Consider the following 15,746-nt stretch of genomic DNA (forward strand, 5'->3'; position numbering starts at 1 on the left):
GCCCGCGCCCGAGAAGGCGCTGCCCCCCGCGACTCCGGTGCCCCCGGCCGCCGGGCGCCCGCCGCTGGTCGCCAATCCGGGCGACCCGTCCGACGTCGACGAGGTGACGCTGCCGGCCAAGCCCGCCGCGATCCTCTCCGGCAACGCCAAGTGGGACCAGGCGCTGCCGAGCCTCAAGGACGCCATCGCCAAGGTCGAGGCGGCGCTCGCCCAGGCCGGCATCAAGGCCAACGGCAAGCCGATCTCGGTCTTCACCCGCACCGACGACGACGGCTTCCAGTTCGAGGTGATGGTGCCGGTCGAGGCCGTCCCGAACCCGCGCCCGGCCGGCCTACCGGACGACCTGCGCTTCGGCGCGACGCCGAGCGGCAAGGCCCTGCGCTTCACCCACAAGGGCTCCTACGAGGGCATCGACCAGACCTACGAGACGGTGACGGCCTATCTCGACGCCAAGGGCATCCTTGTCCAGGACGCCTTCGTGGAGGAGTACCTGACCCCGCTCGGGGGGGCGTCGGACGATGCGCTGGAAGTGAATATCTACGCGCTGCCGAAATAGGAGTGAGGCAATCGCCGCACCCCTATTCCGGACGACCGCAACGACGCGGAGAAAGACCCGGGATCCAGTTGCAAAACTCCGCGATGCGTCGGCAGCTGAAGTCTCCCGACGACAACTGAAAAGCGGCTTGTCACGATCGTGCGACGCATTGCAGGCGCGACGGAGCCTGGGAGCTGGTTTTGTGCCCGCTCCCCGCTCCCGCGGTGGCAATCACAGCCCTTACGCGCGTCTCGCGACCCGCTCGGCTTCCGGCAATTCAGGCTCTTCACACCGAGCCTGAGAGAGGATGCCTCGCAATTCGGCCACCATGACATTTGTCTGGGCGTCGGTATCGTCCTCGGCTTGGTCGGCAGGTCCGCGCAGGCGCATGATGACAAGGGCCGCCACCCCTGCGCAGAGGCTGCCACCCAGCGGAGCACTGAGAACGGCGGCCGCCCAGCCGAAGGAGACCATAGCCGAACCGGTGAGAAAACCTCCGGCAATCGCCACAAACACGAACAACAGCATCGATGTCCACTCCGAGCCTCGTCCCCTACTGCATCGCCCGCACCCGGGCCAGGAACGCGTCGTAGTTCTCCGGCGTCAGGATCCCGACGAGCTTTTCGCGGATGCGCCCGTCCGGCCCGATCACGAAGGTCTCCGGCACGCCGTAGACCCCGAGATCGATGCCGACCCGGCCGGCCTCGTCGGCGCCCACCGCCCGGAACGGATTGCCGTGGCGGCCGAGGAAGCGGCGTCCGTTCTCGGGCTGGTCCTTGTAGTCGATGCCCACGAGGTTCACCCCGTCGCGGGACAGCCGCACCAGCATCGGATGCTCGACCTGGCAGGGCGCGCACCACGAGGCCCAGACGTTCAGCACCGTCACCTTGCCCTTGAGGTCGGTGGCGGACAGGCCCGGCACCGCGGCGCCGTCCTGCCGGGTCAGGCCGGGGACCGGCGGCAGGACGAAATCCGGCACCGGGCGGCCGATCAGGGCCGAGGGGATGGCCGAGGGGTCGTAGCCGGTGGTGAGGAGCTTGCCGAGGAAGATCCCGGCCAGTGCCGCGAAGGCCAGGAGCGGCAGGAGGAACAGCAGCCGGCCGCGGCGCGGCGCCTCCTCGGTCTCCTCGACCGGGTGCACGGGGGCGTCGCTCACCGGCGGCCCCGCGGTGCCGGCTCTTGAGCCAGCCGGGCAAGCGCCCGCTCCTGCGCCCGCCGGTCGAGGATCGCGTGGGCGACGAGGCCGAGGATCACCAGGGCGGTGAAGCCGTAGGCGCCGAGGATGAAGGCGGCGTGAGGTCCGAGATCCATGCGGGTCAGGCCGCCTGCGGGGCGAGGAGCGCGGCGTCGAGCCGCTCGGCCTCGAGGATCGTGAGGGTGCGGACGCGCCGGCGCAGGATCTCGGTGCGCATCGCCTGGAGGTGCAGGGCGATGCCGAGCACGGAGGCGGCGGCGATCATCACCAGTAGGGGATAGAGCATGGTCGGGTAGATGGTCGGCCCGCCCATCCGCAGGATCGAGGCCGGCTGGTGCAGGGTCGACCACCAGTTCACCGAGAACTTGATGATCGGCAGGTTGACGGCGCCGACGAGGGTCAGGATCGCCACCGCCCGGGCGGCCCGGTTCGGGTCCTCGATCGTCCGCCACAGGGCGAGCAGCCCGCAATAGATCAGGAACAGCACCAGCATCGAGGTCAGGCGCGCGTCCCAGACCCAGTAGGTGCCCCACATCGGCTTGCCCCAGAGCGAGCCGGTGACGAGGCAGATCAGCGTGAAGGCGGCGCCGATGGGGGCGGCGGCGCGCTGCGCCACGTCGGCCAGCGGATGGCGCCAGATCAGGGTGCCGAGCGCCGAGACCGCCATGGCGCCGTAGAAGAACACCGCCATCCAGGCCGCCGGCACGTGGATGTACATGATCCGCACCGTCTCGCCCTGCTGGTAGTCGGGCGGGGCCACGAACCAGGTCATGTACTGGCCGACCGCCAGCAGCAGAACCGCGAGGCCCGCCACCCAGGGCAGGAGGGACCCGGACCAGCGCATGAAGTGGCCGGGCTGCGCCAGCCGCGTGAGACGACCCATCGCCTTGGGACCCATCGCCTTGGCATCCATCGACATCGGGCCTGGGTGTAGCGCGTGGAGGCGCCCTTCAGCAATGCGGACGAACGGCGCAGCCGGGTCGGGCAGGGAGCGGTGGACGGACCGGAACGAAGCGTGGCGGTGACGGTTATCGCAGCGACTTTTTCTCGGACCGGAGTGCTCCCGCCATGTTGAAATGGGCGATCATCTTCTTCGTGATCTCGCTGGTGGCCGGCGCGCTCGGCTTCACCAACGTGGCGTCCGGCGCTCGCGGCATCGCGCGGCTGCTGTTCGGGCTGTTCCTGGTGATCGCCGTGGTGATCGTGATCGCGGCGGTGCTGATGGGGCAGGCGGTGTTCTAGGCCGGTCGCGGCGCCCCCGGTGCGCGGCGCCGGGGGAGGGTAGGCGATGGCCTTCACGATACGCCCGGCTTTGCGGGACGACGCGGCGGAGATCAGCCGCGTCGTCCTCTCGGCGTTGCACGGTAGCAATGCGCGCGAGTACGGCCCGGAGACCATCGCACGGGTCGCCCGGAGCTTCACCCCGGATGGAATCACCGCGCAGATCGCGGCACGCCAGGTCTTCGTCGCGATGGAGGGGGGCGCCTCGTCGGCACGGCGAGCCGCGACGGCCATGTCGTGCGCGCCGTCTTCGTCGCCCCCGACGCGCAAGAGCGCGGCATCGGCCGGGCGCTGATGGCGGCTGTCGAGCGGGCGGCCGAGGAGGCGGACGTCGCCAGGCTGACCCTGCAATCGTCGTTGACTGCCGTGGGCTTCTACGACCGCCTCGGCTATCGGGCCGTGCGGGAGAACCTGCACGGCGAGGAGCGGACGATCGTCATGGAGAAGCGGTTGTCTTGAGGGCCGGTAGGTTTTTCTGGCCGTCCCGAAACTGGACCCAGCAACGCGCGAGCGTAGCTGGTTCACGCGACGTCATCATCACCCTTCGGGTCATTCCGGGGCCGCGCAGCGGAGCCCGGAATCCAGAAACGCGGATGGTTCAAGTTGATGCGAAGACCGTTCAGCTTCGTTCTGCATGACCTGAGTGTCTGGATTCCGGGCTCCGCTGCGCGGCCCCGGAATGACCCTGTGCAAGTGAAATCAGGGGGCAATCAGTCGGCTCTCACGCCGCCTCCGGCGCCGCCCCCACCAGCTGCCGCGCCTGCAGGACCGACATCGGCTCGCCGAAGGCGAAGCCTTGCGCGTAGTCGCAGCCGATCTCGGCGAGCGCCAGGGCGTCGGCTTCCGACTCGGCGCCCTCGGCGATGATCTCGAGCCCCAGCTCCTGCGCCATCCGGACGATCGAGCGCAGGATGCCGGAGCGCCCGTTCGCCATCTGGCGCACGAAGGAATGGTCGATCTTGATCGTGTCGAAGGGGAAGCGCTGCATGTAGGTCAGCGCCGAGTAGCCGGTGCCGAAATCGTCGAGGCAGAGTCCCGCGCCGAGCTCGTGGATGCGGGCCAGCATCTGGGCGGCGTATTCCGGGTTCTCCATCACCAGGGCCTCGGTCAGCTCCAGCTTGAGCGAGCCGGGGACGACGCCGGTGCGGGCGAGCACGGTCTTCACGTCGTGCAGCAGATCGTGGCGCAGGAGCTGGCGCGAGGACAGGTTGACGGAGGCGAAGATCGGCGGCTCGACCACCAAGGCCTGCTGCCAGGCGGCGAGTTCCGCGGCGGTGCGCTCGAGCGCGAAGACGCCGAGGTTGACGATGAGCCCGGATTCCTCCGCGATCGGCAGGAAAACCTGCGGGGCGACGCGGCCCAGCCGCGGGTGGTCCCAGCGCAGAACGGTCTCGAAACCCGCCACCGTGCGGTCCTCCAGGCGCACGATCGGCTGGAAGAGCACCTTGATCTCGTTGCGCTCCAGCGCCCGGCGCAGGTCGCTCTCCAGCATCATCCGCTCGCCGCGGTCGGACCGCATGGTCGGGCGATAGACCTCGATCCGGTCGCCGCCCTGGCGCTTGCCGTTGATCATTGCGAGCTCGGCGTTCTTCACCACGTCGTCGCGCTTCACCACCGCCCCCGCCTCATGCAGGGCGACGCCGATCGAGGGCGTCAAAAAAATCTCGCGGTCGGCATAGGTGATCGGCGTGGTGATCGCCCGGCGGATGCTGTCGGCGAAGGCGATGATCCGGTCGGGGTCGCGCTCGGAGAGCAGGATGATGGCGAACTCGTCGCCGGCGACCCGCGCCAGGGTGTCCTGCGGCCGCAGCAGCCGGTTGAGGCGGCGCGACAGCGTCAGCAGGATCGAATCGCCGGCCGAGAGCCCGATCGCGTCGTTGACCTGCTTGAACCGGTCGATGTCGATCACGAACAGGGTGGGTTTGAGGCGCGGGTCCTGGCTCGCCAGCGCCAGTGCCGCATCGAGCCGGTCGCTGAACAATTCCCGGTTCGGCAGCCCGGTGAGGTTGTCGTGGACGGCGTCGTGCAGCAGCCGCTCCTCGGCGATCTTCGCCTCGGTGACGTCCGCGATGGTGCCGACGATGCGCACCACCTCGCCATCGGTGCCGATCACCGGCCGCGCCTTGAGGCGGAACCAGTAATACGGCCCGGCGGCCGAGCGCAGGCGGAAATCCTGGGAGATCCGGCCGCGGCGCTCCTCGATCACCGTGTCGAGGGCGGCCGAGTAGCGCTCGACGTCGAAGGGGTGGAGGAGGGAGAGCCAGTTCGCCTGCGGCCCCTCGAGCGCTCCGCGCTTGAGGCCGAGCTGCCCCTCGATCTCGGGCCCGGCGAAGACCCGGTCCCCCGGCACGTCCCAGTCGAACACCACGTCGCCGGCGCCGGTCAGCGCCAGCGCCCGGCGCTCGGTGTCGGAGACGAGGCTGTTCCCGAGGCCACCGCCCGCGAAGGCGTGCTGGAGCACCGTGAAGCCGATCAGCATCACGATCAGCACCAAGCCGCCGATCAGCGCCGGCTGGACGAGGTCGTTGTGGAGCTGGCCGGTGATGGCGAAGCCCGCCGCCACCACCCAGGCGAGCAGGAGGAGCCAGGTCGGGATCAGCAGGATCGCCCGGTCGTAGCCGTTGTGGATCGCCAGGTAGACCACCAGCAGCAACCCGACGCCCGCCACCGTGGCGACGGAGATCCGCGCCACGCCCGCCGCCACCGGAGGGTCGATGACGGCCAGGCCCACGAGGCCGGCGAGGAACAGGAGCCAGATCAGCGCGACGTGGCTGTAGCGCACGTGCCAGCGGGCGAGGTTGAGATAGGCGAACAGGAACACCAGCAGCGTGGCACCCAGCACCGCTTCCGCCGACGCCCGGTAGATCCGCTCGGCCGCCTCGGTGACCGGGAAGATGCGCTGGAAGAACCCGAAATCGATGCACGCATAGGCCAGCACCGCCCAGGCGAGGGCCGCCGCGGCCGGGAAGATGATGGCGCCCTTGACCACGAACACGATGGTCAGGAACAGCGCCAGCAGCCCGGCGATGCCGATGATGATGCCCTTGTACAGGGTGAGGCCGGTCGCCTTCTTGCGGTAGGCGTCCTGGTCCCAGAGGTAGACCTGCGGCACGTTGGGAGTGCGCAGCTCCGCCACGAAGGTGACGGTGGTGCCGGGATCCAGCGTGATGACGAACTGGTCGGCGTCCGGGCTCTCGTCGCGCTCGGGGCGGATGCCCTGGCTCGCCGTGATTGCGGCGATGCGCGAGCCGCCGAGATCGGGCCAGACCACGCCGGAGCCGACGAGGCGGAAATGCGGGGCGACCAGCAGGCGGTCGATCTGCTCGTCGGTGTCGTTGGTGAGGGCGAACACCATCCAGTCTGGCCGCGCCCCGGTCTCGCGCGCCTTCACGGCGATGCGGCGCACGATGCCGTCCTTGCCGGGCGCCGTGGAGATCTGGATCAGGTCGCCGTCGGAGCGGTAGCGCTCGATCGCCGGGGTGAGATCGATGGCCTGCGAATCGAGGGTGACGCGCACGGCCTCGACCGCGCGGGCCTCCGGCGCGGCGAGGAGCAGCCCGGCAAGGGCCGCGAGGCAGGCGAGGACGAGTGAGAGCGTGCGCAAGCTTCGGCGTCTTCCGACCGGACAGGGACGGCCACGGGGCGGCTCGGGGAGGTGCCGGACCGTACTGACGCCCAAGCTTCCGAGCAAGGCGGAGGCCCCGGATCTCCCCTGTCGCCGACATGCGCGACCGTCATCAGGCTTCGATCGCTCCGCTTTGCGGCCAAATCAAGTTGTGCCGATCCCTCCGCCATCGGTGCAGATCGCCGGACGATCGGGCACGCCGGGGTCGGCCAGCGTCACCACCTCCCAGCATTCCGGATGGCGCACCAACTCGGTGAGGAACGCGAAGGTCAGGGCGTGGGTCGGGCAATTCGCCACGATGCGCCCGAGGATCGGCCGGCCGGCGAGAGCCAGATCGCCGACGAGGTCGAGGATCTTGTGCCGCACCGGCTCGTCGGGGAAGCGCGCGCCGCCGAGCACCCGGCCGCCGAGCAGGATCGCGACCCGCCCGGGGCGGGCGCCGCGCAGCAGCGGCTCGCGGTCGCGCGGGTGCATCCGTCCTTGCGTCTCGGGACAGATCGGGTGCCGGCATTCCGGCCGGGCGACCGTCGGCGCGACGCTGTCGGCCCGCACGGTCTGGGACTCGAACGAGCGGGCCCAGAGCCGGTCCCGGATCGGCGCCGGCAGGAGCGTGCGGGCGAGGCGGGTCTTGAGCAGGGTGCGCCAGATCAGAGAGGCGTTGCCGAAGCTGCGGCTCGGGGCGATCTCGGCCCGGAACGTGCCCGGATCGATCGGACCCGACCAGCGCAGCACGCCGAAGCCAGGCAGCCGGTCGGTGCTGACATCGACCTCGAAGGCTTCGGCCGGTTCGGCGCGCAGGAAGCCATGCATTCCGTCGACCTGGAAGGCGGAGCGGATGCGCAGGACCTGGCGCGGCCGCGCCTGCGGCACCCGCCCGGCGGCATCGATCAGCGCGCACCAGCGCGCGGCCGAGCCGTCGAGGATCGGGATCTCGGTCCCCTCGACGGTGACCGCCGCATTGTCGATGTGGGAGGCCGCGAGGCCCGCCATCAGGTGCTCGATGGTGCGCAGCTTGCGCCCGTCACCGATGGCGAGGGCGGTGCTCATCCGGCTCGCGACCCAGTCCGCCGTACCGGCCGGCACCTCGGCCGAGGTACCGGCGCAACGCACCGCGAAGCGGATGCCGTGGCCGGCGGGCGCCGGCGCCAGGGTGACGCGGGCGGCCCGGCCGGTATGCAGCCCGGGCCCGCGCACCGACACGCTCCGGCCCAGCGTCGCCTCGCGCCACGCGACGCCCTCGAATCCCATGTCTCGCACCCGACCGTTCCGCCGGCCGCCCCCGGCCGTCGTGTGCTTTTCCCCAGGAGCTGACGCGGTTGTTCCGTGGGCGGGAGGGCGTTACTGCCAATCTCCTCAACCCCGGGACTTGCGCCGCGCAGGACCTGCTATCGGGCGCTCGCGCGCTCGATTGCCGGTCGGTTCTACGGAGACTGGCGGGGAGCCGACACTCGACCGTTCGGCCTAGTTCGGGCGGCGGGGATAGCGGGCAAGAGGCCTTGCCGCGCGCGAGACGTCATTGGTTCGATTGTCGACATTGCGCGGAGCGTTACGGAATGACCCGCGATAGCACCCTCCTGGACCCTCCCCCTCTGCGGAAAGGATCAGCGCAGAGGAGTGGATCGGTTGCCGATCGACGAAGCCGCGGGTCGGCGGGTCGGGCGTGCGACACACCGCCGGCATCCGGCAATCCGCGACTGCGATCACCGGCCGGGATGCGGCCGGCACGAGCGCCGTCGCGGAGGCAAGTCGCGGTCGCGCGCCCGGTCGGGATCGGCGAGACGGCGCTGGTCCCGATGCCGAGCGCGGCGATGACGCGCGTCGCGGATCAATCCCCTCTAGGGATTTTTCGAGCAGGAATCGTCCGTCGAACCAAGGCAGGCCGATGGCGCCGCGTCATCCCGCGGCTCCCTGACGGCGGGAAGCCGGGTCCACAACCTCCGAGGGCATCGAACGAGCCGGAACGCTGTCTGCGTCATCCCAAACCGCGAGCGTTGATGGATCCCGGGTTCCGCCATTCGCGGCCCCGGGATGACGAGGGAGGGTGACAGAGCCGTCCGAGGAGCGGGCCTTTGCGGCGTTGCTCACACCTTCGCCGTTACGTGCACCCCCGGCCGCCGCCCGTCGTTCCATTGCCCCCCGATCGCCCGCTCCACCTGCGCGGCGAGCTGGAGCAACAGCCCGTCCTGGCCCTGGCGCGCCTGGGCCTGGATGCCGAGCGGCAGGCCGTGCTCGTTCCAGGCCAGCGGCATCGAGAGGGCCGGGATGCCGCACAGGTTGGCGAGCGGCGTGTAGGCGAAGTTGCGCCACAGGTTCTCGAACCAGTCGGTGACCGACGGGTTGTCGCTGATCGTCAGGTACTCGGTCGTGCCGACAAGCGGCGTCGGCTTCGCGGTGATCGGCGTCAGGATGATGTCCCACTCCTCGAAGAACTCGCCGAAGCCCCGGGCGGTGGTGTTGAACACCGCCTGCATCGCCGTCCGCTCGGCATAGGTCGCGTGGCGCCCGGCCTCCCAGATCCGGATGTTCATCGGCTCGATCAGGTCCTCCGGCGGACGCTCCAGGCCCTTGGCGGTGAGCAGCCCGTTGATGGTCTGGGCGAAGTTGGTGATGTAGCAGGTGGTCTGGGCCGCGAAGGCGGCCCGGATGTCGACCGCCGGCAGCGCCCACTCGACGTGGTGGCCGAGGCCCTCGAGGAAGCGCCCGATCCGCTCCAGCTCGGCGACGTGCTGGGGCACGGCGCGGTAATCGCCCCATTCGTGCGACAGCGCGATGCGCAAGCGGCCGGGATCGCGCTCGATCAGCGTCTCGTAGGGCTCCGGCGCCGTCCAGTACGGCATGAACTCGCCCGGCGCTCCGCCGCGGCAAAGGTCGACGAAGGTCGCGGTGTCGCGCACGCTCCGCGACTGGCAGCCCTGGATCGACACGACGCTGGTGAGGTCCGAGCCGTAGGGCGCGATCGAGAACACGCCGCGGGAGGGTTTCAGCCCGAGATTGCCGTTCACCCCGGCCGGAATGCGGATCGAGCCGCCGCCGTCGGTGGCGTGCGCCATCGGCACCACGCCCGCCGCCACCGCGGCGGCCGAGCCGGCCGAGGAGCCGCAGGTGGTGAAGTCGAGGTTCCACGGGTTGCGGGTGACGTAGACCGCCGGATTCTCCGCCGAGCTGCACACGCCGAATTCCGGCGTCGTGGTGCGGCCGACGAGGTTGAGGCCGGCCTGGCGCATCTTGGCCGTGAGATGGCTGTCGCTCGTCGCGCGGTTACCGCGCATCAGGAGCGAGCCCATCTCCTGCAGCCGCCCTTTGAGGGTCGGCCCGAGATCCTTCATCAGGAACGGCACGCCCGCGAAGGCGCCGTCGAGGTTGGTGCCGTCCCGGGCGGGATCGGCGACGCAATCGTCGAACAGCTCGACCACGGCGCTCGTCGCCGGGTTCGTCAGCGCCACGCCGGCGGCAGCCTGCGCGGCGAGCTCGGCCGCCGTTACCTCCCCGGCGCGTACCCGCGCGGCGAGCGCGCAGGCATCGTGCTCGGCCCATTCCTCCCACGTCATGGCGAGGGTCATTGTATTGGTCCTGTTGTCGTTGCAGTTATCGTATCAAGATAAGGCGCGTCCCCCTCTCCCGTGTGGGAGAGGGGTTAGGGGTGAGGGTGCTACGGCTCCGCAGAAGACGTGAACCGTTCCGCTGCCAGCACGACACTCAGAGATTTACCCGGAAGCGTGTCACCCTCACCCCTACCCCTCTCCCACACGGGAGAGGGGATCCCGCGCTCGATCTTCATCGGCTTTCATCAGGCGGACGCCGCCGCCTGAACGTGCTCCACCCCCGCCCGAACTCCCGCCCCGGCGCCGCCTCGATCAGCGCCCGGGTATAGGCGGCTGTCGGCCGGGCGAAGACCTCCCCGGTCGGGCCCTCCTCGACGATCCGGCCGCGCTGCATCACGATCAGCCGGTCGCAGATCTGGGCCGCCACCCGCAGATCGTGGGTGATGAACAGGATCGCGAGGTCGAAGCGCCTTTGCACGTCGTCGAGGAGGGCCAGCACCTGGCGCTGCACCGAGACGTCGAGGGCCGAGACCGCTTCGTCGGCGATCAGGATCTTGGGCTCCATCGCGAGCGCCCGGGCGAGGGCGATGCGCTGGCGCTGGCCGCCGGAGAACTGGTGCGGGTAGCGGGCGAGGGCCGCGGGGTCGAGCCCGACGAGGCCCATCAGCTCGCGGGCCCGGGCGGTCGCCGCCTCCGGCGTGGCGCCGAAATTCACCGGCCCCTCGATGATCGAGGTGCCGACCGTCCGGCGCGGGTTGAGGGAGCGGAACGGGTCCTGAAAGACCACCTGGATCGTCTGGCGCAACGGCCTCAAGCGGCGCTCGGGCAGGCGGGCGATGTCCCGGGCGCCGACCAGGATCTGGCCGCCGCTCGGGGCGATCAGCCGGGCGATGCAGCGGGCGACCGTGGACTTGCCCGAGCCCGATTCGCCGACGATGCCGACGGTCTCGCCACGATGGATGCGAAGCGCCACGTCGGCGGCGGCGTGGACCTCGCGGGTTTTCTTGAACAGGCCGCCGCTGCGATAGGTCTTGGCGAGGCCGGCGGTCTCCAGCGCCAGCGCTCCCGTCACCGGGGGCCGCCGGGCGGGCGTCATCGTCGGCACCGCGGCGATCAGCATTTTCGTGTAGGAGTGTTGCGGGTTGCCGAGCACCTGCGCCGCCGGCCCCTGCTCGACGATGCGGCCGCGCTGCATCACCACCACCCGGTCGGCGATCTCCGCCACCACGCCGAAATCGTGGGTGATGAACAGGACGCCGGTGCCGCGCCGCTCCTGCATCTCGCGGATGAGCCGCAGGATCTGCGCCTGCGTCGTGACGTCGAGCGCCGTCGTCGGCTCATCGGCGATGAGGAGGGCGGGATCGAGGATCAGGGCGGCGGCGATCATCACCCGCTGGCGCTGGCCGCCGGAGAGCTGGTGCGGATAGGAGGCGTGCATCCGCTCCGGATCGGGCAGGTGCATCGCCCCCAGCATCGCCAGCACTTTCGTTCGGCGCTCCTTCGGGCCGAGGTCGGTGTGGATGCGCAACACCTCCTCGATCTGGTCGCCGACGGTGAGCACTGGGTTGAGCGCCGTCATCGGTTCCTGGAAGATCATCGCCATCCGGTCGCCGCGCAACGCCCGCAGGCGCTGCGGGCTCGCCGTCAGCACGTCCTCGCCGAGCAGCCGGATCGCCCCGGCGACGGGCTTCAGGACCCGGGCCAGCAGCCCCATCACCGAGAAGGCGGTGACCGACTTGCCCGAGCCCGATTCGCCGACGACGCAGACGATCTCGCCCGGTGCGACCGTGAAGGAGACGCCGTCGACGGCGCGGAGCCGGTCGCCGCCGCCGGGCAGCGCGATGGCAAGGTCCTCGACCTCGAGGACGGGAGCGGGAGGTGTGCTCATCGGCCGGTCATCTTCGGATCGAGGGTGTCGCGCAGGCCGTCGCCGAGCATGTTCACGGCGAGCACCGTCAGCCCCAGAAAGATCCCCGGATACAGGATGTTGTGCGGGTAGATGCGGAACAGGTTGCGGCCCTCCGCCATGATGTTGCCCCAGCTCGGCGTCTCCGGAGGGATGCCGATGCCGAGGAAGGAGAGCACCGCCTCGACCAGGATCGCCGAGGCGGCGATGAAGGTGCCCTGGACGATCAGCGGCGCGATGGTGTTGGGCAGGATGTGGCGCGCCATCAAGAGCGGCAGCCGGGTGCCGGCCATGATCGCGGCCTCGACATAGGGTTCTTCCCGCACCGAGAGCACGATCGAGCGCACCAGCCGCACCACCCGGGGGATCTCCGGCACCACGATCGCCGCGATGACCGCAGGCAGCCCGGCCCGGAACAGCGAGACGACCGCGATGGCGAGCAGGATGCCGGGGATCGCCATCAGCCCATCCATCAGCCGCATGATCGGCCCGTCGAGAGGGCGGATATAGCCGGCCACCAGCCCGAGCAGGAGGCCGATGGCGAGCGAGATGAAAGCCACCGAGACGGCGATGAGCAGCGAGACCCGGGCGCCGTAGAGCACGCGGCTGTAGACGTCGCGCCCGAGACTGTCGGTGCCCATCCGGTGGCGGAAGGTGCTGCTGCCGTCGTCGGTCCGGATCGTACGCTCGAAGCCCGGCGGGCGATTGCGGGTGGCCGGGTTGATCGCCGTGGGGTCGAGGGTGCCGAGGAACGGCGCGAACGCCCCGATCAAGGCCATCAGCAGCAGGAAGCCGGCGCCGAGGGCCACGACGGGGTTGCGCAGGAGGCGGGCGGCCAGGGTCCGGGGCGGCGGCAGGGCCGCGACGGCAGGCGCCAGCAGGGTCGGCTCGGCACTCAATGACGGATCCTCGGGTCGAACAGGCTGTAGGTCAGGTCGATCAGGAGGTTGATGAGGACGTAGACGCCCGAGAACATGAGGATCAGCGCCTGGATCGTCGGGTAGTCGCGAGCGAGCACCGCATCGACGGTGAGCCGGCCGAGGCCGGGGATCGCGAAGACGCTCTCTGTCACCACCACGCCGCCGATCAGGAGTGCGATGCCGATGCCGACGACGGTGACGATCGGCACCGCGGCGTTCTTGAGCGCGTGGCGGAAGAGGATCTTGCGCTCGACCTGGCCCTTGGCCCGGGCGGTGCGGATGTAATCCTCGTTCAGCACTTCCAGCACGCTCGCCCGGGTCATGCGGGCGATGAGCGCGATGTAGACGACCGACAAGGTCACCGCTGGCAGGACCAGCCGGTGCAGGTAGCCGCCGAATCCCCCGGAGAGCGGCTGGTAGCCCTGGACCGGGAACCAGCCCAGCGTGATCGAGAAGACGTAGATCAGCCCGTAGCCGATCACGAAGACGGGCACCGAGAAGCCGAGGACCGAGGCGCCCATCACGATCCGGTCGAGCCAGGAACCGTGGCGGTAGGCCGCCACGACACCCAGAGGAATGGCGATGCAGACTGCGATCAGCATCGTGGCGGCGGCGAGCGACAGGGTCGGCTCGATCCGCCCGAGAATCAGCTCGCCGATGCTCTTCTTGAAGAAGAACGACTCGCCGAGATTGCCCTTCGCCAAGTTGCCGATCCAGATCGCGAACTGCGCCGGCAGCGGCTGGTCGAGGCCGAGCTGATGGCGCACCTGCGCGATCTGCTCGCTCGAGGCGTTGTCCCCGGCGATCACCGCCGCCGGGTCGCCGGGCGTGAGCCGCAGCATCAGGAAGACCAGCACCGCGACGATCGCCAGCACCGGGATGGCGGCAAGCAGTCGCCGCAGCACGTAGCCGAGCATCGAATTATTTCTTCTTCTCGACGTTCCAGAACACCGGCGCCGCGGCGGTCAGGATGCCGGAAATGGTCTTGCGCGCGGCGATCGGGATGTAGAACTGGCCGAGATGGACGTAAGGCACGACCTCGCGCCAGCGGGTCTGCACGGCCTCGGCGATCGCCTTCTGCTTCGCGGGATCGACCTCGCGGGCGAAGTCGTCGCGCAGTTTCTCCATCTCGGAATCGCAGGGCCAGCCGAACGGAGCCTTCTCGCAGCTCATGTTCATGAAGCTCGCCATCACCGGGTTCAGGATGTCGGCCGAGACCCAGGACGTGTTCATCAGGTTCCAGCCGCCCTTGTCGGTCGGATCCTTGCGCACCCGGCGCGCCACCACGGTCTGCCAGTCGGACGACTGCATATCGACCTTGAAGCCGCCCTTCTCGAGCAGTTGCTTGGCCACGGGACCGAGATTGGTCAGGGTCTGCAGGTCGGTCGAGTGCAGGAGGACGATCGGCGTGCCGTCGTAATTCGCCTCCTTCAGGAGCTGCTTCGACTTGGCGAAGTTCGATTCGAGCAGCCCGTCCATCCCCTTCTCGGTGGCGAGCGGCGAGCCGCAGACGAACAGCGCCTTGCAGGTCTTATAATAGTCGGGGTCGCCCACCACCGCCTGGAGGAAGTCGGTCTGGTTGAGGGCGTAGGTCAGGGCCTGGCGCACCTTCGGGTTGTCGAAGGGCTTGATCAGGTGGTTCGGCCGCATCGCGTATTGCAGGCCGAGCGGATTGTAGTCGACGAGCTTGACACCGGAATCGCCCTTGAGCAGCGGGATCAAGTCGTAGGCCGGCTGCTCGATCAGGTCGATCTCGCCGGCGAGCAGCGCGTTCACCGCCTGCTGCTGGTCGGAGATCGCCAGCCACTCGACCCGGTCGATCTTGACCACCTTGCCGCCGGCGAGACCCGAGGCGGGTTCGGAGCGCGGCTTGTAGTCCTTGAACTTGGTATAGACGATCTTGTCGCCGGGCTTCCACTCGTCGGTCTTCATCACGAAGGGGCCGGAGCCGGTGAAGTCCGAGATCTGCTGGTTCGGGTCGGTCTCGGCGACCCGCTTCGGCATCATGAACGGCACGTTCGAGGACGGCTTGGCGAGGCCGAACAGCAGGAGCCCGGTCGGCGACTTCAGCTTGACGGTGAAGCGCTTCGCGTCGTCGGCGCTCATGCCCTCGACGAAGGTCATCAGCTTCTGGCCGAGGGAGTCGCGAGCCGCCCAGCGCTTGATCGAGGCGACGCAATCCTCCGCCGTCACCGGCTTGCCGTCATGCCACTTGAGGCCGTCGCGCAAGGTGAACGCGTAGGTCAGGTTGTCGGGCGACACCGTATAGGTGTCGACCATCTGCGGCTTGACCTCGCCCTGCCCATCGAGCGCGAACAGGGTGTCGTAGATCATGTAGCCGTGGTTGCGGACGATGTACGCGGTGGTCCAGATCGGGTCGACGATCTTGACGTCCGAATGCATCACCGCTTTGAGCGTCTGCGCTGGCGCGATTCCGGGGGCGAGCAGGGCCGCGGTTGCGGCGACGAGGCCGAGAACGGACCGACGAAACGCCATCAAGTTGTCTCCTCGCAAGGCTCGCCGGAGGCGGCGCTGCCATCAGGGGGCGGGCGAGGCTGCCCGCGGCGACCGGGTATGCAATCGACAGACCAGCTTCCCGATCGACGCCGGGAACGGCGGTTTGTTTTGAAAACGCAAGCTCGACGCAAGTGTCGGGGCAACAGAGGCGCAGCCGCGCAGGTTGTCCCATGAGCAGGTCGGCCCATGGTTCGAACTGCTGCGAACCGTCGCAGGATGCGGGAG

At 69.5% G+C, this 15,746-nt stretch carries 13 protein-coding genes and 1 pseudogene; 3 read left to right on the top strand and 11 right to left on the bottom strand.

Annotated features, from left to right (window positions below; genetic code table 11):
* A partial coding sequence (locus ABZT49_RS28765; protein ID WP_355291240.1) for a GyrI-like domain-containing protein occupies window positions 1-556 on the top strand: 556 nt, incomplete at its 5' end.
* A gap of 219 nt (window positions 557-775) precedes the next feature.
* On the opposite strand, the gene ABZT49_RS28770 is transcribed toward ABZT49_RS28765, so the two are convergent.
* The 4 genes from ABZT49_RS28770 to ABZT49_RS28785 are packed head-to-tail and all read right to left on the bottom strand — an operon-like array spanning window position 776 to window position 2,649.
* Window positions 776-1,063, bottom strand: a complete 288-nt coding sequence (locus ABZT49_RS28770; protein WP_355291242.1) for a hypothetical protein — start codon at window positions 1,061-1,063, stop codon at window positions 776-778.
* A gap of 25 nt (window positions 1,064-1,088) precedes the next feature.
* Complete coding sequence (locus ABZT49_RS28775) at window positions 1,089-1,691, bottom strand: DsbE family thiol:disulfide interchange protein (protein ID WP_407943592.1); 603 nt, start codon at window positions 1,689-1,691, stop codon at window positions 1,089-1,091.
* Window positions 1,688-1,846: a heme exporter protein CcmD gene (ccmD, locus tag ABZT49_RS28780; RefSeq protein ID WP_355291244.1), complete on the bottom strand. Its 159-nt coding sequence runs from the start codon at window positions 1,844-1,846 to the stop codon at window positions 1,688-1,690. The genes ABZT49_RS28775 and ccmD overlap by 4 nt, the downstream gene beginning before the upstream one ends.
* A gap of 5 nt (window positions 1,847-1,851) precedes the next feature.
* Window positions 1,852-2,649: a heme ABC transporter permease gene (locus tag ABZT49_RS28785; RefSeq protein ID WP_407943593.1), complete on the bottom strand. Its 798-nt coding sequence runs from the start codon at window positions 2,647-2,649 to the stop codon at window positions 1,852-1,854.
* Between the two features lie 149 nt (window positions 2,650-2,798).
* Here ABZT49_RS28785 and ABZT49_RS28790 point away from each other — a divergent pair, with 149 nt between their 5' ends.
* Together ABZT49_RS28790 and ABZT49_RS28795 are read left to right on the top strand one after the other, a co-directional pair.
* Complete coding sequence (locus tag ABZT49_RS28790) at window positions 2,799-2,972, top strand: DUF1328 domain-containing protein (RefSeq protein WP_093564380.1); 174 nt, start codon at window positions 2,799-2,801, stop codon at window positions 2,970-2,972.
* Between the two features lie 228 nt (window positions 2,973-3,200).
* Window positions 3,201-3,470, top strand: a pseudogene (locus tag ABZT49_RS28795) (GNAT family N-acetyltransferase); the annotation flags it as partial.
* 262 nt (window positions 3,471-3,732) lie between these two features.
* Here ABZT49_RS28795 and ABZT49_RS28800 read toward each other — a convergent pair.
* From ABZT49_RS28800 to ABZT49_RS28830, 7 genes are all read right to left on the bottom strand, one after another.
* On the bottom strand, window positions 3,733-6,615 hold the full coding sequence (locus ABZT49_RS28800) for an EAL domain-containing protein (RefSeq protein ID WP_355291246.1): 2,883 nt from the start codon (window positions 6,613-6,615) through the stop codon (window positions 3,733-3,735).
* Between the two features lie 165 nt (window positions 6,616-6,780).
* Complete coding sequence (locus ABZT49_RS28805) at window positions 6,781-7,884, bottom strand: UDP-3-O-acyl-N-acetylglucosamine deacetylase (protein ID WP_355291248.1); 1,104 nt, start codon at window positions 7,882-7,884, stop codon at window positions 6,781-6,783.
* 833 nt (window positions 7,885-8,717) lie between these two features.
* Window positions 8,718-10,196 (bottom strand): amidase, encoded by a 1,479-nt coding sequence (locus ABZT49_RS28810; protein ID WP_355291249.1) that lies wholly within the window; start codon window positions 10,194-10,196, stop codon window positions 8,718-8,720.
* Window positions 10,197-10,410: 214 nt separating this feature from the next.
* The gene (locus ABZT49_RS28815; RefSeq protein WP_355291251.1) at window positions 10,411-12,066 is read right to left on the bottom strand and encodes an ABC transporter ATP-binding protein; all 1,656 of its coding nucleotides are present in this window, start codon (window positions 12,064-12,066) and stop codon (window positions 10,411-10,413) included.
* A complete protein-coding gene (locus ABZT49_RS28820) occupies window positions 12,063-12,983 on the bottom strand; it encodes an ABC transporter permease (protein ID WP_355291253.1) in 921 nt (306 codons plus the stop codon). The genes ABZT49_RS28815 and ABZT49_RS28820 overlap by 4 nt, the downstream gene beginning before the upstream one ends.
* Window positions 12,980-13,921, bottom strand: coding sequence for an ABC transporter permease (locus ABZT49_RS28825; RefSeq protein WP_355291255.1), 942 nt, complete (start codon window positions 13,919-13,921; stop codon window positions 12,980-12,982). Before ABZT49_RS28825 ends, ABZT49_RS28820 begins: the two co-directional genes overlap by 4 nt.
* Before the next feature lie 4 nt (window positions 13,922-13,925).
* Window positions 13,926-15,500, bottom strand: a complete 1,575-nt coding sequence (locus ABZT49_RS28830) for an ABC transporter substrate-binding protein (protein ID WP_355291258.1) — start codon at window positions 15,498-15,500, stop codon at window positions 13,926-13,928.
* Between the last annotated feature and the right edge of the window lie 246 nt (window positions 15,501-15,746).

It is taken from the genome of Methylobacterium sp. EM32, from assembly GCF_040593685.1.
Lineage (GTDB): Bacteria > Pseudomonadota > Alphaproteobacteria > Rhizobiales > Beijerinckiaceae > Methylobacterium.